This is a genomic window from Spirosoma koreense (assembly GCF_054777875.1).
Genome location: NZ_BAAHAC010000005.1, coordinates 390556 through 411189 on the forward strand (window position 1 = coordinate 390556; position 20634 = coordinate 411189).

General features: G+C 53.0%; 13 protein-coding genes. 2 read left to right on the top strand and 11 right to left on the bottom strand.

Annotated elements, in window-relative coordinates; all coding sequences use genetic code 11:
* The first annotated feature begins 211 nt into the window (after window positions 1-211).
* Both ACYVC2_RS07410 and ACYVC2_RS07415 read left to right on the top strand, forming a co-directional pair.
* A complete protein-coding gene (locus ACYVC2_RS07410; protein WP_461101669.1) occupies window positions 212-928 on the top strand; it encodes an outer membrane beta-barrel protein in 717 nt (238 codons plus the stop codon).
* Window positions 929-1238: 310 nt separating this feature from the next.
* A complete protein-coding gene (locus ACYVC2_RS07415) occupies window positions 1239-3743 on the top strand; it encodes an outer membrane beta-barrel protein (protein ID WP_461101670.1) in 2505 nt (834 codons plus the stop codon).
* Between the two features lie 279 nt (window positions 3744-4022).
* On the opposite strand, the gene ACYVC2_RS07420 is transcribed toward ACYVC2_RS07415, so the two are convergent.
* The 11 genes from ACYVC2_RS07420 to ACYVC2_RS07470 all read right to left on the bottom strand — a co-directional run bounded on the left by ACYVC2_RS07420 (window position 4023) and on the right by ACYVC2_RS07470 (window position 20263).
* Entirely contained in the window at window positions 4023-6269 is a 2247-nt protein-coding gene (locus tag ACYVC2_RS07420; RefSeq protein ID WP_461101671.1) for a glycosyl hydrolase family 28-related protein, read from the bottom strand.
* A gap of 34 nt (window positions 6270-6303) precedes the next feature.
* Entirely contained in the window at window positions 6304-7587 is a 1284-nt protein-coding gene (locus tag ACYVC2_RS07425; RefSeq protein ID WP_461101672.1) for a T9SS type A sorting domain-containing protein, read from the bottom strand.
* A gap of 189 nt (window positions 7588-7776) precedes the next feature.
* On the bottom strand, window positions 7777-9231 hold the full coding sequence (locus tag ACYVC2_RS07430; protein WP_461101673.1) for a phytoene desaturase family protein: 1455 nt from the start codon (window positions 9229-9231) through the stop codon (window positions 7777-7779).
* 160 nt (window positions 9232-9391) lie between these two features.
* The gene (soxC, locus tag ACYVC2_RS07435; protein WP_461101674.1) at window positions 9392-10666 is read right to left on the bottom strand and encodes a sulfite dehydrogenase; all 1275 of its coding nucleotides are present in this window, start codon (window positions 10664-10666) and stop codon (window positions 9392-9394) included.
* A 1-nt stretch (window position 10667) separates the two neighbouring features.
* Window positions 10668-11312 carry a c-type cytochrome gene (locus ACYVC2_RS07440; protein WP_461101675.1) on the bottom strand — a complete coding sequence of 215 codons (645 nt, stop codon included), beginning with the start codon at window positions 11310-11312 and terminating at the stop codon, window positions 10668-10670.
* Complete coding sequence (locus ACYVC2_RS07445) at window positions 11296-12993, bottom strand: hypothetical protein (RefSeq protein WP_461101676.1); 1698 nt, start codon at window positions 12991-12993, stop codon at window positions 11296-11298. Before ACYVC2_RS07445 ends, ACYVC2_RS07440 begins: the two co-directional genes overlap by 17 nt.
* A 13-nt stretch (window positions 12994-13006) precedes the next feature.
* Window positions 13007-14392, bottom strand: coding sequence for a DoxX family protein (locus ACYVC2_RS07450; RefSeq protein WP_461101677.1), 1386 nt, complete (start codon window positions 14390-14392; stop codon window positions 13007-13009).
* Between the two features lie 71 nt (window positions 14393-14463).
* A complete protein-coding gene (locus ACYVC2_RS07455) occupies window positions 14464-15342 on the bottom strand; it encodes a cyanophycinase (RefSeq protein ID WP_461101678.1) in 879 nt (292 codons plus the stop codon).
* Window positions 15343-15430: 88 nt separating this feature from the next.
* The gene (locus ACYVC2_RS07460; RefSeq protein WP_461101679.1) at window positions 15431-16774 is read right to left on the bottom strand and encodes a RagB/SusD family nutrient uptake outer membrane protein; all 1344 of its coding nucleotides are present in this window, start codon (window positions 16772-16774) and stop codon (window positions 15431-15433) included.
* Window positions 16775-16836: 62 nt separating this feature from the next.
* On the bottom strand, window positions 16837-19836 hold the full coding sequence (locus ACYVC2_RS07465; RefSeq protein WP_461101680.1) for a SusC/RagA family TonB-linked outer membrane protein: 3000 nt from the start codon (window positions 19834-19836) through the stop codon (window positions 16837-16839).
* Window positions 19837-19981: 145 nt separating this feature from the next.
* A complete protein-coding gene (locus ACYVC2_RS07470; protein ID WP_461101681.1) occupies window positions 19982-20263 on the bottom strand; it encodes an ACT domain-containing protein in 282 nt (93 codons plus the stop codon).
* Window positions 20264-20634 lie beyond the last annotated feature (371 nt).

The following is a 20634-nucleotide window of genomic DNA, read 5'->3' on the forward strand; positions in this document are numbered from 1 at the left end:
GAATCCCCAATACAAATTTTCTCCATTCAGCGTCTGCTTCCAGTGTCGACTTAAGGCACTGGAAGCAGACGCTGAATTTTTTTTAGAAAAAAAATGGAGGCCGTGCAACCTGCTATGGGGGTTCTGACATCTTCTTGTCAAACAACAAAAGGAACCCGATTTCGCGAATCGATAACTTCAAATTTTTTCATTTGACATATCGGATACTATCATGAAAACGCTCCATAACCTGCTGACTACTGCCCTGCTGGTGGCTTCGACAACCGCAATGGCTCAAACCACGGTAACCGTCACGACCGCTGCCGACTCGACGGCCCCGACAGGGTATACCCACCATAAAACCTTCGACCGCATTACGTCGGGAATCAATTTTTATGTAGGCTTCAACAACTTCGGCACCTCGCTCCCGACCGACTACTCGCTCCGTCCGATTGGGTCACGCTTCGTGGCGTTGTCCTGGCAGGAACGGATTCCGCTGGCCAGACTCGGTTCTGCTAAACTGCGGCTGATTACCGGCCCGGAAGTGGCCTGGAATAATTTTATGTTCGAAGACCGGAACATGCTGGTAGAACGGAACGGTCAGTTAGTCATCGAGCAGTCCGATAAAGATCTGCGTCGGTCGAAGCTGGTAACCACGCAACTGAATCTGCCGGTTATGCTGAACCTGCGGTTTCAATCGGGATTAACCCTGAGTGCGGGTGCATATGTAGGCATGCGCCTGGATAGCTACACGAAAGTAAAGCCCGTAGGTGGCTCGGCCGTACGAACGCACAATGCCTATAACCTTAACCCGGTTCGCTGGGGACTGACTTCTGAGCTAGGCTTCCGGGGCAATCCCAAACTGTTTTTCCGCTATGAACCCAACAGCCCTTTCCGGGCGGGGCAAGGACCCGACGCCAGCGTGTGGGCCGTGGGAGTGAAAATCTGAACCGCATCGGCAACCCAACGGGATTTTTATGATTTGTTTGATTGACTGTGCTTTCAGAAAGCGTTCAGAGAACGCAAATTCACAGTCAATCAAATAAATCATAAAAATCCTGGTTCAGACGTGCAACCTTTCTTCAGGGCTTCTGTCTTTGATTCAAAATCTCTTCAGAACTACCTGTTCAACCCGTTCAAATCCACTCATCCTGCCGTTCAGACCGCTTATGTAAGAACAGGTACTTTGCGATGCATACTACCTACCTTTGCCATGTACTCTGATAGCAACGCAGGGCGATCTTCTAAGACACAGTGCCATGAAAAAGTCATTATCTACTCACATCTTACTCCTCACAGCTTTCTACTGCCTGCTGCTGTTGACGCTTTCTTCGGCGTTTGGACAGCCCCTGACCCGAGGAACCGTTAAAGGGCAAGTGGGAACCGTAGCTGGAAAGCCGCTTGAATTTACGACCATGATGCTCCTGAAAGCGAGAGATTCGACGCTGGTAAAGGGTGCGATCAGTGACGCAGACGGTAAATATGCGTTCGAAAATATTGGTGCTGGTCGGTATCTGGTAGCTGCTCAGCAAATCGGTTATCACAAAACGTATAGTGCACCGTTCGCCATCGACGAAGCGCAGCCAGCCATTGAACTGCCGGCGCTGGCCATGACCGATGAGTCAAAAAACCTGACCGAAGTGAAGGTTGTTGCTCAGAAACCGTTTATTGAGCAGCAGGTCGACCGCACGGTGGTCAACGTAGAGAACAGCATCGTCGCCAGCGGGAGTACGGCGCTGGAAGTGCTGGAAAAAGCACCTGGGGTGACCATCGATCGCCAGAACGACCAGATCCAATTGAAAGGAAAGTCGGGCGTCATTGTCTACATCGACGGTAAGCAAACCTACCTCTCGCAGCAGGAAGTGTCGAATCTGCTGAAAAATACACCCAGCGATAACATTGCGTCGATTGAGATCATCACCAATCCCGGCTCCAAATACGATGCGGCTGGTAATTCGGGGATCATCAACATTAAGATGAAGAAGAATAAGAATTTCGGCACCAACGGTACGTTTATCGTGGGTGGTGGTTACGGCTGGGTCAACAATCTGAGTGGTGGCCGCAAGGATCTGCCTAAATTGAACACCTCGCTGAACCTGAACCACCGCGAAGGAAAAGTGAACCTGTTCGGTAACTACAGCTACACCAACCGGCAGAGCGCTCAGAACAATGAAATCAACCGGGTGATTCCGTTCAACGGACGCACCACTTATTTTGACCAGTTTTCGTACCGTCCGAACCAGTTTGTCGGGCATTCCTACAAAGCCGGGCTGGATTATTTCGTCAGTAATAAAAGTACGATCGGCGTGCTGGTCAACGGGTTCTCGAACGACTGGCGGTCAGACGGTCAGAACAATACACTGATCAGCGATGAGAATCACCAGCAGACCAGCAAACCGTTTACCCGCACCGACGCGCGTAACTACCTGTCGAACCTGACGGGCAACGTCAATTACAAATACGACTTCGACGGAAAAGGCCGCGAATGGACCATCGATGCGGATTACGTCCACTATGGCGGTCAGAACACCAATAACCTGAGTACCATTTATTACGGCACCACCAATCAGCCGATTCGGCCGAATCAGGATGTACGGAACAACATGCCCTCGACGATTAACATTGCGGCCTTCAAAACCGACTACGTACACCCGACTAAGACCGGTCGCCTGGAAGCTGGCCTAAAAAGCAGCTTTGTAGACGCCGATAACAACACGATTTACGATACGCTGGTGCAGGAGACCCGGCAGTGGCTACCGGATGCCAGCCGCTCGAATCAGTTCAAATACAACGAGAACATCAACGCGGCTTACATCAACTACGCGGGTAAGTTCGGAAAGCTAAAAGTGCAGGCTGGGCTTCGAGCTGAGCATACCCACTCAGTCGGTACCTCCGTGACGCTGAACCAAACGGTCGACCGCAATTACCTGAATCTGTTCCCGACGATGTTCCTGTCGCGTCAGCTCGATACGAATAATGTTCTAAACCTGTCGTTCAGCCGCCGAATCGACCGGCCTGACTACCAGAACCTGAATCCGTTCGTGTTCTACCTCGATCCGTACACATACAGCAAAGGAAATCCGTTCCTGCGGCCTCAGTACACCAATTCGGTCGAACTGACGCATGTGTACAAGAACATGTTTACGACAACGCTGGGCTTCAGTCGGACGACGGATTTCATTAACCAGGAGACGCCCCGGCAGATTGCATCAGAAAATATTACCTACGTAACACCCGAAAACCAGGGGCATCTGGACAACGTGAGTTTGAACATCAGCTTCCCGGTGACGGTCACGAAATGGTGGAAGATGCAGAACAACATCAACTCGTACTACCAGAACTACCAGACCTTCTATTCGGGTACGCCCTACGAAGTGAAGCTGGTTGCCTACAATCTGTACACGTCGCAAAACTTCACGCTGAGCAAAACCATGACGGCCGAACTGTCGGGCTGGTATAACTCGGCTTCGCAGTATGGCTTCTACCGCTCGCAGCCGATGGGCGCTTTCAGCGTCGGTGTTCAGAAGAAAGTGATGGAAGGCAAAGGCAGTTTCAAGCTGAATGTAAACGACCCCTTCTGGCTGAATTATTTCCGTGGCCGGGCAGCCGTACAGGATATAGACTTCCGGGTCTTATCGCGCTGGGAAAGCCGACGCATCATGCTAACGTTTACCTATCGCTTCGGCAATCAGAACGTGAAAGGCGAACGGCAGCGGAATTCGGCTACGTCGGCCGAGCAGAACCGGGTAAAAGGAGGCAATTAAGACATAAGAGGTGTACTGTCGGGGCGAATTCAGCCAGAAACCGACCGTTGAGTGTAGGGTCTTGACGACGGTTAGCAACCGACGAGGGGAAGCGCCCCGGCAGTACATACAGTACAAAGATTTTAGTTTAGGTTAAGAAAACGTGAAAGCCATGCCCACCTTGAGGTATGGCTTTTTTGTTGGTTGATTGTTTCTCTCTAATGTAGCCGGGGTGGCAATTGAGCAGAAATATAGGCCACGTTGGCATACTAAATGGAAACTTTTCGCACGAGGGTAATTTCAGTAGGAAATAGGGTCTTTGGCATAGAAAAAAGGCTGGACAGCCGTCGTTCCATGAAAATTTATCTCTTCATTCGTCCCTGATCCACTTACTATTGCCACAACCTTTACAGTTCCAACTCCTCCGGAGAAGGAAAGCTTTAACGAAATATTGGTTATGTTCAGATAGCTAATGTCACTCGTACTTTGATTGCCAAGCAGCATCGTGACGACAGGAGTACCTGATCCATCCTGAGTTTGATTGACAACGATCTCTCCGGTAAATGGTCTTGTGGCCCCCTTTCCCGAATTAACGCTCCCTGCATTAATGACTCCATCAACTTTAAAACGATAAAAACCTGCGTTTGATGTTGTAGCCCCACTTCTACGAGCTTCTAAAAATTGATAAATGGTTGCTACCGAGTCAGCATGATTCACTTGCCCGATGAATACTTTTTGCTCATTTAACTGCTTGATCCAGCCCTCTTTTTTAGCAAACGGTTTAGGCGTATTGAAAACGCAGTTATTCGATTTTTTTAGTAAGTTCGGTGAGATCACATACTGATTGTCAGAAATGGAAGAACAGTTTATTTCACTATTAATTATGGACCCTGTTGCGGGTTGAGTCCCTTCGCCTACTGGGTCATGATAGAGGATCGTTCGACTTCTATCTCCTGCAATAGGCAGGTTTATATTGAGTTTTAGTCCCGCTGTAGGTGTATTAGTCAAATCTACTAACTCGCTCGAAGGTACTTTAGCTATAGACATGATGGCCGTAACATCTCCATTGTCAAATCCTCCGTCTCTGGCTGATAGCAATCTGGAATAAGATTCGACTGTAGCATGAACTTTCAAATGAGTTGTCGAATTGGCGCATAGAATAGCCGTTTCAAACGTTCCTGCATCAACCTTGACTCTTCCAATATACCCTTGAAAGTTTACACTATTTGTTCCTTTAAGAACCATCGCTGAACCATATCGATCGATCCCCTTCAATGAAGTTGCCTTAATACTAATGTCACCCATTGATCCGGTGCCAGGAGAAAGAGCTTGAAAAAGACTTGAAGCGGTGAAATCAACCGAAGGTGTACTGGTTGTACTGGAAAAAGCCAGATGTTTATCGTAGCTAAACACGAGCGGTGTATTCGCCTGAACGACACATTGATCAATGAAAAACTCTTCGCTACGAATATTAAGCAGTCCAATCGAACCGAATCCACCATTGGCGGTAGGATCATCACTCATCTGAAAGAAGCAGTGTCGAATTCCGCAGTTAAGTCCTCCTTTGGCAGTCAGCGCAAATTGCACCCCAATTTTGGATATGTTGATTCCCTCAACAGCCGCTAAATTGTCGTCAGCCGCAAAATGAAAGTTTTCACAACCTGAAAAGCTTGAGCCAGAGAAGTCAAACATAGCATAATTCTGGGTAGCCCCGTAAATAACCGTAGTCGATTGGGAACCGCCCTCACCAACAAGCCAGATGCCATCGGTATTATTATTAGGCTTAGTGCTTGTATTGGTTATGTCGATTGAGGTACGAATCAAATAATATCCAGCGGGAAAGTACACAATGGTGTGCGTTGGACTCCCCGAAGCTGTATTCGACTGCTTAGCGTAGTTTACGGCAGCTTGTATATACGGAGCGTCATCCATTTGTCCATCTCCCTTTGCTCCAAACCATTTTACGTTAATACCATTCCCTTCTGCTATCCGTTTATAGCGGTGTGGATTTGGGGAGGCCGTTACGACTACCATTGCATCTAATCCTTTAGAAATATCTACCGTATCATCTAAACGAAACAGTCCTTCGCGGCCCGGTTCAATGAGCATGAGCGTTGGTGGAGCAGTGCCCGATACGGCCCAAGCATGTACTTGTGCAAGAGTATAGGCTGGAACTGGATCACCCGCTGCGGCTATGCGAACCGCTCCGCTACCCGTTGTACTTAAGCGATTCCATTTAGTCCCATCCCAGTAATAATAGCCGGGGATTACATCAGTAGCCTTGGCGGTGTTATAGATTAATAAACCTACGGTAGGATTGGTAATTGGAGCAGCTAATGAGCTTTGTATCAGCGCTACCTTTGGAGGGGCGATGCCTCGATAGGGACTACCAGTGGCATAAGGCCCACCACTGACATCCAGGGCCGCCGAAGGGTCGGGCGAAGCCGATGGCTGGCCGACACGCATCTGAGCTTGCACACCGACCAAACTAAAACAAAGCACAAGGCAGCTCACCGCTGCCCGCAGCCGAATAAGGGTTGGTTTCATGAAAAAGAATGGTGAAAAGTGGATTAGAAATTGATTAGGGCTGCTTGACAAAGTGCGTCCGTAGGGTTTGTCCCTGCACCGTCTGCACTTCCAGAATGTAGCTGCCCGAAGCCAGACTGGAGGTATTCAGACTCGTACTTCCTTCAATTGAGCCTGTCACCGGACGGCTCTGCAGGTCCAGTGCCTGAAGTCGGCGGATGGCTGCTCCGGAAGAAACCCGCACCTGCAATACCCGCTGGGTAGGGTTGGGCCAAACCGTTAGCCGTAATTCACCCGTCTCCCCAAACGTGGATCGATCAGTCGATCCGATTGCCAGATCGGTAATGCCAGCAGCCATAGTGCCACTCAACTGACAGCCTTCACCTACGCACCCACCAGGAGTGGCTGTGCTGCTCAAGGCGATCCACTGACTACCATTCCAACCTACCAACCGCAAGCTTGAAGCCTTGGAAGCGTCAACCGTCAAAGCAGGCAGGCTAACACTCACTTGAGTGCCCTCGGGTGCCGAAATAGGCCAGTCGCCCATTGCGGAGACTGAGCCAATGCCGCTGCCCAGGGCGTCGGCCGGATGCTGCAGCGCATGCCGGTAGCGAGCTGTGACGGTACCTGGAGTAGGGCTGTCGATGGTCAGCGGGCGCAGGCCATACGGCGCACCGGCCGGATCGCCAATGGGTAGGGTGAAGGGAGTGCTGACGCCACCCACACTGGCATAACCATCGATGTAGCTCTGATGATCGCTTCCCTGTATAATAGCCTGTGGATCGAACACCACCGCGTTTAAGGGCGAATCGGCACTGGTGGCGTTGGGCGTAGCAATCACGTTGGGTTGACCGGGTCCGTTGGCATTGAAGACCAGCGAGTGGGTGATGTACATACCGCCTTCGAGAGGAAACTCACCGGTGCTGTTGAGTTGTAAATGGCCGAAGGCCGGCCGGCCGGTGCCCTTGCCGCCGTTGGCCGGAGAAGCGCCCTGAATTCCTCTGCCCAGATAAGCCGTGTTGGCACCAATGCCCAGGGGGGCGTAGCCAAAGTAGTCGGTGCCGATAGCGGACTGGTCCTTAGCTTGGGTGCGGTTCCAGATGCCGTTGGCGGCCACGTAAAACTGGCCGACGTGTTCATAACTTCCCCCAGGGGCTAAGCTGACACCCTGTCCAGGAGTAGAGGCCAGTACTTCGGTACCGGGCTGGTAAGCTGGCGCACCGGTGTTGTCTGAGCCGGCGACCAGGTTACTGGCATTGTTGAAAAGGGTTTGGGCCCGACCTGTTAACCCCAGTAGACAACAATTTAGAACGATGAGAGGTAAACGTATTTTTGTCATAAAGAATAGGCTTTGAAAGGCCATTTCTGGCAAGCCTGCTCTTTAGACATCGAATAGTATCGGATGTAACAATTGATCTCCGTTTGTATATATACTTTTTTATCCGTTCTTCAGTACATATACTCGTTTTAGTACCAGGAACACCTAAAGTCAATTAATAGCAGAAATCGCACTACTAACTCCATTCCGTTAGTTTTCTACTAGCATTACCGGCGCAGGTAGGCCAAACTCTTCCCGCAGGGCCACGCGGGCTGCATGATAGCCGCACATGCCGTGAACCCCGCCCCCCGGTGGGGTAGAGGAGGAGCAGATGAAAATGCCCGGTGCGGAGGTAGCATAAGGCGATAGGCCGATAACCGGGCGGGTATACAGTTGCCAGATATCCAGAATCCCGCCGTTGATGTCGCCACCGATGTAGTTCGGATTGTAATGCTCCATCTGTGCCGCATTGAAGGTATGGCGGGCGAGGATCCGGTCGCGGAAGCCCGGCGCAAACCGCTCGATCTGCTGTTCGATGGCGTCGGTGCGGTCGAGTGTCGAGCCGTTGGGTACGTGACAATAAGCCCAAGCCGTATGTTTTCCCTCGGGCGCCCGACTTGAATCGAACAGGCTTTGCTGCGCCAGCAACACAAACGGTTTGTCGGGATGTTTACCGTTGGAAGTGGCCTGCTCTGCGTCGGCAATTTCAGTGAACGTCCCGCCGATATGCACCGTACCCGCCTGCCGACAAGCGGTATTCGTGAAGGGGATCGGACCGTCCAGCGCCCAGTCGATCTTAAACACCCCCATACCATACCGATACCGTTCCAGTTGCCGTCGGTAAAGCGGAGAAAATCGATCTCCGGCAATCTGCAGCAATTGTCTGGGCGTGATGTCGAACAGCACGACGCGTGAAGACGGAATATCGCTCATTGACGTAACGAGCCGGTTCGTTTCGAGTTTGCCCCCAATTAAACAAAAATAGGAGGCCAGTGCCCGGGCAATCGACTGCGAACCACCTTTCGGAACGGGCCAGCCCGACAAGTGACCCGCCGTCATCAGCACCAGCGCGATAGCCGAAGTGGTCAGGTTGCTCAGCGGCTGGATTGCGTGAGCTGCCATGCCGCCTAATAGGCCGCGGGCTTCCTGAGTACTGAACCGTTTAACAAGCTGCGTAGCGGGCAGCAGGGCGTCCAGACCAAAGCTGGCCAGATCAATCGGGTGCTTCGGAAAACGTAGCGGACCAAGGACATCGGGGGCCAGAGCGGGCCAGTGTTGGACCAGCGGTTCAAACAGATTCCGGTACGTCTGCTGATCGACGCCTAGTGACTGAGCGGTTTCGGCCAGCGATGCATACAGAGCGGCCGCTCTGCCACCGTCGAACGGATGAGCCGCCAGGACTGGTGGGTCGATAAACTCCAGACCGTGTTCGGCGAGGGGAAGCGCCCGAAAAAAAGGGGAACCTACGGCTAGCGGATGAATCGCCGAACAGACATCGTGCACAAAGCCCGGTAAGGTTAATTCTGCCGACCGCAACCCGCCCCCAATGGTGTCTTTCGCTTCCAGCACAAGCACCGAGAGTCCGGCCCGTTGCAGGGTAATGGCAGCGCTGAGTCCGTTGGGGCCGGAGCCAACAATTACGGCGTCGAAATCGGTTTTTGCCATGTAATGGGCTCTGTTCGTCAATAGACTGGTAACAGTTTGTTTAGTCGTAAGTGTTCCGGAGGAGACCGGTTCTGGTCTTTGAAAAAATGAACAGTCAGGCTCTGATTCGGTCCCGTAAGGGCCATACCGACCATAGTCAACCTAAATCCTGCCAGACTATTTACGCTCCGCATTTAAACAACACATCCCCATCCGGCTTAATGCGCCAGGCTGTAATTGGGTTGAAATGATAGCCAAAGTTGCCGCTTCCCCGTGCTTCGATTAATTGCTTCAACGTCGGTTGCGTGTACCCGGTCTCGTCCGTTACCCGGCTCAGAATTTCGGTTTCCTGGCCGTTCCAGTTCCACAAATAGCGAAAAGCGGTGTGGGCTTTGTCGAGAACCGGGTCCTGCAGCGATGCCAGGTTCCAGCTCTTACCCGCATCGGTACTGACCTCGACCCGAACAACTTTACCACGCCCGCTCCAGGCAATTCCCCTAATTTCGATCCAACCTTTCTCTACCTTCTTTGGATACGCAGGAAACGTAATGATCGACCGGGCATCGATATCGAAACTGAACTGCCGAAATTTGCCCGGGCCGTCGCTCTGGCGCACCGGTTCGGCGTCTTTGATCGGCTCCGTATATTTCGATGTTTCTTCGCGGGTCATGTACGGCTGATCCGATAACTCGATCCGGCGAAGCCACTTAACCGATGTGTTGCCTTCCCAGCCGGGCAGAAACAGCCGCACCGGGTACCCCTGCTCAGGCCGGAGGGCTTCCCCATTTTGCGCATAGGCAATAATCGCATCATCCCAACCTTTCTGTACGGGAATACTGCGGGTCATGATGGCCGCATCGGAGCCTTCGGCCAGAAACCAGGTGGCCGAAGATTTTACCCCCACTTCTCGAAACAAGATCGAGAGCTTAACCCCCGTCCACTCGCTCTGGCTGGTGAGGCCACAGATGTCCTGGGGCATCAGCGTTTCCTTGCCCGTCCGGAAATTGCCCGAGCATTCCAGAAAGGCAATCCGCGATACCGAGGGAAACCGCTTCAGATCTGCCAGGGTGAAAATAATCGGCTTTTCGACCAGACCGTGAATCAGCAGTTCGTGTTTAGTAGGATCGATAACTGGAACCCCTGCGTGGTGTCGCTCGAAATGAAGGTCGGAGGGGGTAATGATGCCGTAAAAATCCTGTAATGGCGAGCGCGACGAAATGTCAGACGGCTTTTTAACCAGCTTTTCGAAGGACGAACGTGTACCTACTTCACCCGCCAGTGTGCCGACTCGTTTGGTTGGATCGTCTGGAAGTAACTCCGCGACCGAAATGCCCTGCTGAATGGATTTGCCAGTTGCCGTTTGCACGATAGCCACGGCCGCCGTAGCCGCTCCGCCCAGCATGGTCCGGCGGGAAAGTTTAGTGGACAGCTGATCTAGCTGAATGTGTTTCTTCATGTTATTTAATTTCTGGCCCGCCTTTCCGATCGTCGGGTACGAAAAGCGTCCGGGCGGGCATCGCCACTTTAGGGAGTGTCTGGGCATTGATGACGGTTTTTTCGTCAATGATGCCATTCGCTGTCAGCAGGTAAGCCGTCAGGTTATACACTTCGTCGTTGGTCAGCGAACCCGGTTCACTGAACGGCATGGCCCGGCGGATGTAATCGAAAATCGTGGTGGCATAGGGCCAGTAATTACCGATGGTTTTCTCGGGCTGTTTTCGACTCGGGTCGTTCGTGCTGACCAGCGAACCGTTCGGGCCACCGATGCCACCCGCGCCATGACAGGCCGCGCATTTGTGAGCAAAAATTACTTTTCCCGTAGCAAACCTGCCTTGGCCGGGCGGTAGCCCCTTGCCATCGGGTCGCACGTCGATGTCGAGCCGTGCGATTTCGGCGGGCGTTGCGGGCCTGCCAAAACCAAACCTGGCCAGGAGGGTATCTGGCGCTGCTATGGCCAGAGCTGACGACGGCTGCCCACTAGCTTGAAAACATCCGTCTGCGATCAGTAGGGGCAGGGTACCTGCCAGCCAAAGCCCGTATCGTACGATGATCGCGCGAACGGGTGGCTGACGGACAGTTTCAGGATTAATAGGAACCGGCATTGAGTGTACTTTTCGAAAGAGCGTAAGGCCGATCGACGCGGTCGAGGACCACATAAATCGAATCTTTTTGTTCGTTGATGCCCCGCAGAATTACGTGCGAACCGTCGGTGGTCTGGTAACTGAGCACCATCCGATTGCGCTTGCCATCTTCCTGCCGGGCTTCAGATTTAATTCCTTTCGTCCGTCGTGTGGTGCGCGCAATGGGCTCAATTTTAGCCTCTTCTGAGCCGATTACGGCCAGCGATGTCGTTGGAATCCAACTGTCTGCTTGTTTGTCGGCATCCTTGACTTTCTCCTTTTTCTTATCCCTCTTTCCTGCCGAATCGCCTTCCTCTCCGCCTTCACCCCGTCGGCCTGTCGAGGGACGGTATTTATCCTGTAAGAACAAGAGGTGATGAACCGCGTCGGCATCGTAGTAAAATACGCGCTGACCACCGGCAACACCAGTCAGTTCAAAGGTTCGGTTGAGATCACGCATGGGCGAACCTCCACCATTGGAAAGATCGAGTGGAACCGCGCGGTTTACTTTGAAAGTCAGCGTCGACCAGTTTTCGAACGTGGCTTCCTGCCAGCGAACCGAATCGAGTGGAGAATAGGGGAGTAGCTGGTTGTTCAGCCTGAATTCCGTAACGGCGTAGTTGCCCCGTAGTTCCCGAACGCCTTTCTGAGCTGGTTGTTTATATGGATCGTAGCGAAAGTTGAGGTACTGAATCCAGTATAGCAATCCCAGAAACACCCCGATCGTGGCCGTTTTTAGGCCGATTCGCCCGATTTTTTGCCAGGTCTTTGAAAAAGATGGGTAATAGTGAACGGGGATCGTGAAGCGCTCCAGGATCAGCAGGTTGTACAGATCACGAATGTAGTAGACCAGCAGAAAGCCTGCCAGCAGTACGAAGTAGGAGCTGTACCCATGCACACCGCCGTCGTACGCCAGGTTGACGTAGACAATATCGGCCAGCGCGCCAAAGAGCAGTACCGAACCCCAGAACGTGGTGGCTCTGAAGAACAGCAACGCACCGGCCAGTACTTCCACAACCCCCGTAAATACTTCATACCAGGGCACAATGCCGATCGAGAGCCAATAGATTTTCTGCGCCGTCAGGTCGCCAAAATTGGTGTTCAGCAACCCCAGCGACGGATACGGGAGTTGCGTTGGCATGAGTTTTGTAAACCCAAAACCAATGATGCCGATACCCGCCCGATAACGCACCACCACCCGCAGCCAGTAGTACAGCAGGTTATAGTTGCGCGGTTCGGCTTTGCGCAGCGAAACCACGGCCGTCCAGACCAGGCCGAGCGCTGCCGAAACCAGCAGGATGAAGACCCATTCGCCGTACCCCATCCAGGTGGGCCACCAACTCACCCGACCCAGCAGGTTGGGCTGAAACCGGGCGACATCGTACAGATCGCGGTAGTGCAGATGAAGCCAGTCGAGCGAAAACGCGTTTTTATACCAACCCACACTGGTCGGCAACGACATCGCCATGAAAAAGATAAACGCTATCCGGAAGCTGATCTTCTGCCCCGTCGTCCAGTCGCGGATCGAACGGGTAGGCTGCGCGCCTGCCGACGGTCGCTTTTCGATCGGCAATCGGGCGTCAACGGCCTGGGTGTCCATCAGTTCATCCGGCGAGACCAGACCTAAGTCCAGACGTTCGGGGTTGATATTCGGGCTTGCCATCGTTCAGGAAGGATTAAAGTTTGAGGGTACCCCGACGACCGGCTTGCGCAGCTTCGTTCAGGAGGTACTTTTTATTTAGTTTATGCAGCACGGCGTAGACCGAATCGCGGTTCTGATCGAGACCGGAAAGGATGATCTGATTCGATGCCGATCGGTCGTAATGGAGCGTCAGGGTTTCGGCTGGGTAATGCGGATTGCGATTCTTCAGCGTTAGCATCTGCCGGGTTCGATCGACCTGATAGCTGTAATAATGCCGACCAGCCGAACCCGCTTCTTCGTAAGTGCGGGCGTTATCCTCCGCCTGAATCTGCTCCGTGTTTGGGCGGTCCAGCATTACCGGCCGGTTCGATTTGATGCTGATGGTATTCCAGGTTTCGAACACTACATCCTGCCAGCGCACCGGGTCCGTTTTGCTGTACGGATGTGTTTGACCGGCCAGTGTAAACGTCTCTACGTTATAAATACCGGCAGCGCCGTCCAGACCGGGCGTTTGCGGAAATTGGTAAGGTCCCGTTTGGTAGGCTGCATAGGTTTTGTAGCCATACAGGATGATTCCGAAGAAAACGAATGACGTTTTGAGCGCCAGTCGACCGTACCGCTGCCAGTCTTCTATCAGGCGAGGTTTGACATAGTTTGGCGCGGTCGGTTCTTCGAGAGATACCAGCCGGAACAACCGAACTGCGTCGAAGGAGAACAGGACCAGCGCGAACGAGATCAGCAATAAACTGTATACGTACTCCCCGCCTTCGTAAGCCAGGTTCGACACGAACACATTCCCCAGAAACGGCAGAATGATCAGCGTGCCGATAGTCGCTGTCCGCCGGTTCAACAGGAGCAAGCCCCCTAACAGCTCGACCAGACCCAGAAATGATTCGTAGGACGGAACGATGCCAAGGCTGAGCGAGAACAATTTCCAGGCTGTGAAATCGCCGTAGGCCGTGTTGAGGTTGCTGATGGAAGGCAGCGGAGCCTGCAATGGAAACAGTTTGATAAACCCGTAGGCGATCACTCCGATGGTCAGCCGGTAGCGAAGCACCACCCGCAGCCAATAAGCTAGCTCGGTATAATCGGTCCGCTGCTGGTCGCGGAAAGAAGACCAGACGGCAGCACCGACCAGAGCGATGAGAGCGACGATACCCCAGTTGGCAAAGGTATCTTCAGGACCAAAAAAGCGGGGGGCGTAGCGAGACAGATTGAACAAATCCCGGTAGTAAAGCGCTCCCCAGTGGATCGTGAACAGATCTCGGTAGAACCGCCAGTCGAGCGGAACGGCCTGGATCAGAAAGTAAAGAAAGGAAAACCGGAAACCGATCTTTTCCATGTTCGTCCAGCTCACCGACGACTGGCTGGTACGGATGGAGGAAAATTCTATTGTAGGATATTTATTTACAAAACCCATAGAATTGGTAGTGTTTATTGAGATCGTGCATTCTGAATGTGCTACGGCATCGTTAGCGGGTTAAAACGAGCTTATTTGGCTGGTTCGTTAGTTCGAGCGGGCTGGGGCTGGATGACTTTCCGGGCCTGCAGGTCGAACTTCTGTCCTTTACCGAGGAAATAAAAAGGGCCACCAGTGCTGTTCTGGCCAGACGGGTATTTAGTGCTATTAGCAATCTGGTTGGCTTCGTAGATTCCTACATACGAAGCGCCGATGACCTCGAAGGTGTTCTGCTGCACCACAATGGCGGTTCCTTCGTCGATGGCAATTCCGAGCAGTTCCGGCCGTGTTTTGATGACATCGACGAGGTCGAACTGCCGGTTCCGGCGCAGGAAGTGCTGGTCGATGGTAACGTTGTGGATGAAATCGAGCCCTTGTGTGTGGTCGCCGACCATGATCGAATTGCCTTTGGTGTCGCCCCGGACCATAAACGATCCCTGGATAGTCGCACCCGCCGACGTGCCCCCGATGACGCCACCGCGGCTAAGGACAGCCTTGAACTCTTTGTGCGCCAGGGTATTCAGGTACGAATCAGCCAGTCGCCAGTGCCGACCGCCCACGAACCAGATGCCGGTTGCTTTGCGAATAGGGGCCACAAACGATTCCTGGTTCGCTACTTTAGGATCGCGGGTATGCAGCACGGTGATGTTCTTAACCCCCAGACTGAGTAACTTTTCCTTTTCGCGTGGTGCGCTGTTTGCCGACGAGTCTTCGCCCGCCGTCGGGATAATGACGATGTTGGCGGCAGCCGGGCCACCGGCCAGTTCAATGAACCGGTTCCAGAGTTCCGGCCCCATGCTACCACCACCGACGATAACCAGCGATCCTTTCTCAGGACCTACGGTTTGGGCGTTGGCAAAATCCGCACCTAATACAAGAAGCAGGACGAGTAAACTAAGCTGTTTTTTCATGAGAGTTAGTTGGTTGTGATAGGCTTTCGACAGGATTGACATGATTTTCTTTACGTCAGTGAAAGTGAATCCTGTCGAAAAATACAATTTAATACCCTGTGTTCTGCGTCAGCGCTTTATCCGCTAAAATTTCACTGTTCGGAATCGGCAGTACGTATTTATTCGCGTCGGTAATGCCGAGAACGGCTGCCACACGCCCCGTGCGAACCAGGTTGAACCACCGATCCGTTTCGAACGGAAACTCAACCTGTCGTTCGGCTTCGATCGCCAGCAGCAGAGCGTCCTTAGTCGCGGCCTGCGAAGGCGACACACCCGCCCGATCGCGAACCGCGTTTAGATCGGCCAGGGCGGCAGCCGTTTTGCCGAGTTGCGCCCGGGCTTCAGCCCGAATTAAATATAGTTCAGCCATCCGGATGATGTAAGCCGGATCGGTACCGAGTGGAGTCCGGTAGTATAATTTGCCGTACCACAGATTCCCCGGAGGAGCCGTCTGCGCGATCAGGTCTTTTCGATTACCACCAACGTTCGGGTCGTTCAGCAGCGCAACGAGCTTGTCATTCGGCGCCCATTCGCGACGGCCGCTCAGCGCTGGCGGCAGCCACCAGTTGTAATGCCCATTTTTGAACGAATTGGAATAAGCAATCTCAAAAACCGACTCCGTTGTAGCCACAGCGTTATTGGCGAAGAAAGCGCTGTAGGGTTTTACAAGCTTATAATTGGTGGCATCGTCGATGAGCTTGCTGGCGTAGGTGTCGGCCTGCTCCCATTCCTGCCTATACAGATGATACCGGGCCCGCAAGGCCCAGACGGTTTTGCGGGTGATTTTATTCCGGTTGGTAGTGTTGCCCAGCATGGGTTCGGCCGCCGTCAGATCTTTCAGCACCTGCGCGTAGGTTTCGTCGACGCTGCTGCGGGGAATGCCCGTGTTGTCGGCGGATGTGCGGGTCGCTTTCAGGATCAGTTGCACACCACCCCACCCACGAACCAGATCGAAGTACGACAGTGCCCGTAGTGCATACGCTTCGCCCTGAATCTGATTTTTCCGGTCGGCGATCAACTGCGGGTCGGTTAAGTTGGGAACCGTTTCCAGCAGGTAATTTGCCTGAAGAATGGTCCGATAGATAGATGCCCAGGCTGAACCTACATAGCTGTTGTCTGCCGTGAGCTTACGGGAAGTAATTTCCTGAGGAGCCGACTGTGATCCGGTCCACTGAATGTCACCCCCCGACAAGTAAGCCAGGGAAGGAAAATTGGAGCCGTAATAGCCATCGCTGCCTAACCGGTTGTAGAGGCCATTTACTGCCGCTTCGGCGGTGCTGGCGTTGGTAATCGCCTGCGATTCATCGACCTGCAGTTCGGGCTGCACATCCAGAAAACTCTGGCAGCCGGTTAACAGGAGAATAAAAGGTATTAATTGAAAACTCGTTTTCATAATTAAGGCAATGTCTGTATAGGTGTGAGGTCGACCCGGTGCGTATCCGTACGGGGCAGGCATCATAGAGTCAGGTTAAGGCCAAGCTGAGCGGTGCGGGGTTGCGGGGGCGTACCGAGGTCATAGCCCTGTGTCGTGGGGTCGCCGGTCACGTTTACTTCAGGGTCAGGCCCCTGGTAGTTGCTGAGCAGCCACAGATTCGAACCGGTGTAATAGATCCGGGCCGACGAGATGCCAATTTTGCGCAGAATCGTTTTGGGAATGGTGTACCCAAAGACCACCGAGTTGAGCCGGATAAACGAACCGTCTTCGACAAAACGGCTGATTGGGCTCAGGTTATAGTTATTCCCCAGGGTCGTTACCCGCGGTACATCCGTGATGTCGCCTTCTTTCTGCCAGCGCGTCAACTGATTTTTGTTGATGGCCCGGCGGTCGTCGCGGGTGCCGCCCGATTCGAGGAAGAAGCGGTTGTTGTTGAAGACTTTACTACCAGAGCTGAAATTGAAGAACACGGACAGGTCGAAGCCTTTGTAGGCGAAGGTATTGTTTAGACCCCCGAAGAATTTGGGCAGCGCGCTTCCGTAAAACTGCTTGTCGGCTACAGTAATTTTGCCGTCTTTATTAACGTCATCGTACACCGCATCGCCCGTTTTGGGGTCGACGTAAAGCTGCTTGTAAACGTAGAAAGCGTGGAACGGCTGTCCTTCGGCCATTCGCTCTGTCGCGTAACTGGCATCGACAGGAATTGACAGTTTTTGGATCCGGTTGATGTTCCCGGCGATGTTGAAGCTCGTATTCCACTGAAACCCATTTTTATTGATGTTCAGAGAGTTGATGGCGAATTCCAGTCCCCGGTTGCTGACCTCGCCGTCGTTGCGGTAAATGCTGGCAAAGCCTGAGCTCTGCGCCAGCGGAACTTGCAGTAGTAAGTCGTAGGTGTACTTCGAGTAGGCGTTGATTTCCAGACCGATGCGATTGTTCAGAAGGCCCACATTGACGCCGACGTTCGTTTGCCGGGTGGTTTCCCACTTGAGATCCGGATTGGCGAGCTGTACGGGAATGGTGCCGGGGTTGTCCAGGTAGTTATTGCCACCGCCCCACAAACCGCGGGCTGCGTAGTTGCCGATACCGTTCTGGTTCCCTGTCCAGCCGACGCTGGCCCGAATCTTCAGATCGCTCAGGAAATTAACGTCGCGGAGGAAATTCTCCTGCTTGAGCTGCCAGGCCAGCCCTGCCGATGGGAAGTATCCCCAGCGGTGGCCGTCGGCAAATTTCGATGAAGCGTCGGCGCGCAGGCTGGCTTCAATAAAGTATTTCTTCGCGAAGTTGTAATCGACCCGGCCGAAGAAAGAAACCAGGTTATACTGGTTCCGATTCGAGGAGGAAGTCGTTACCGAAGCCGATGCAATCTGTTTGAAGGCGTCGGACGGGAAATTGGTACCCTGCGCCAAAGTCTGAGTTGCAACATTACCCTGAAGCGTGTTTCCTGCCAAAGCGCCGAAGCTGTGCTGCGTGCCGAAAGCGGTTCGGTAGGACAGGGTTTGCTCGTTGATCCAGATCGTATTCTTGCTGATGCTCGACGTGGCCAGACCTTTGCTGGCGCTCCCGCGGTTGGTCAGCGTATTCCAGTATTCGTACTCGTTGTAGTCGTTGTAGTCGATGCTCCAACTACTGCGGAGTTTCAGACCCGCCAGTATGTCGTACTCACCGTAAATATTGCCGATGTAGCGCGTACTGGTCGAGTGCATATCGGTGTTGTTGATCAGCACGTCCAGGTTGTCGAAACCTGCCCATTTGGCGTAGGTACCGTCGGTGTTGAACTTCGGCAGATACGTGGGCGTGTGCAGGGCCGCCTGCAAAATCCCACCCTGGGGGCCGTCGCCGACGCGGGCGTTGGTTCGGTTCGACTGGGAGAAAATATTGCTGGTGCCGATCCGGATTTTATCCGTAATATCCTGATCCAGATTGAGTTTGAAGCTGGCCCGCGAGAAGTCGTTCGTTCGGAGCGTGGCCTGCTGGCTCGTATAGCCTCCACCCAGGTAGAAACGGGTTTGCTTGGTGCCCCCCGATACGGCGAGGTCGTAATTCTGCAGCGCGCCCGTCCGGAAAATGTCGTGTAGCCGATCGTAGGTGGGCTGTTCTTCGGGTAAGCCACGCCCGCCCTCCGACACCGGCCGGAAAGGGCGCGTTGCCGTGGGTTTGCCGTCGTTGATCCAGGCTTCGTTGATGATGGTCGCGTGTTCCGGCCCCGTTACCAGATCCCAGAGTTTGGGAGCCCAGGCTTGCCCAACGGACGCATTCAGGGTGACTTTCGTTTTGCTGTTATACGATCCTCGTTTGGTTGTTATCAGTACCACTCCGTTGGCTGCCCGTGCGCCGTAAATCGCTGTTGCTTCGGCATCTTTCAGGATCGAAATGGATTCGATATCGGCCGGGTTGATATCCGCCAGCGGGTTATTGGACTGACCCTGGGTCGTAATTTTTTGCAGCGACTGGTTGTTCACAAATACCCCATCGACCACGTACAGCGGATCGTTACTCGCGTTAATGGAGGTCGTTCCCCGGATGCGGAAGAAGATCCCGTCGCCCGGAACCCCTGTGTTGGCGGCTACCTGCACCCCGGCGGCCCGGCCCTGCAATTGCTGATCGAAGCTGGCTACGGGACGATTTTTGATCTCGTCGGCATTGACCTGCGTCACGGAGCCAACCAGATTTTTCCGGTCCTGGGTGCCGTAACCGACCACTACGACCTCGTTCAGTTGGGAGGCTGATTCCTGCAGGGTTATATCGAGGGTATTTCTAGTACCGACCCTGACCTGATTCGTCTGGTAACCGATGGCCGAGATTACTAACTCATCGCCCGAACGGGCATCGATACTGAACTGACCGTTTGCGTCGGTAGTAGCGCCTTTTGTCTGGTTTTTGAGAACTACGTTCGCACCCGGGAGCGGTTCGCCTTTATCGGTGCGAACGGTTCCCGATAGGCGCAGTGCATTTGGTTGTGCCAGCAACCATCCGCAAGAGAGTAGCCAAACTACTCCTGCAAATAGAAATTTTTGCATTACTTTGTCTTGGTTATGTGAAATAATGAGGTCGGCCCGACGCTTCGGTTGCCAGAGCCTTATTGTTAGCCAGCCGGAACGGTTGCCGCCGTTCCGGCCTTTTTATGCCCGAACCAGTTGCCGCTGGTTCAGACACATATCCCCCTTATACTTCCCGAATACTGACGATACCCTGCACCGACCGCAGTCGCTGAATCAGACTCCCCGCCAGCCGATGCACCTCCCGCATTCGTACCGTCAGCAAGCCATGGGCCTGTAAGCCATCGGATTCGAAATGCAGCGCCCGGATGGTGTATAACCCATCCTGCGGAACGGTGTTGGTAATGTCACTGACAAAATTGATCCGGTCGAAACCTGCAATCTGATACGTGACAGGGACTAGATGATCCTGAAAATGACCAAAAGAGGTAGTGGGTGACGGTTTCATAAATAGTATCAGGAAAGTAATTACTTGAATATATCTATAGATTTAATAGTTTATTTGGCGCTTGTTTAACCCGTATCGGACATGTCATTAAGCGGATGGATTTAGTGAAGAAAAGACAGACTTGGTTGCGGTTTGTCAGGCAACCGATCGAGTTAAGAGTCGATTAACAGCAAGGTACTGATGCGTGGTACTTGGCCATTTTCACAGCCATCAGTTGATGAACTGAGCCGGGTGAAAATTCCTGTTCATGTAACGTGTTCATGATGAAACGGGTCGCTAAGCGGCTACTAATCTTGTTAACTACTAGGCAAAGGTGAATAGTGCTTTTTGGATTTCCAAAAAAAATATAAGAAAATGATTGTCAGTCAATT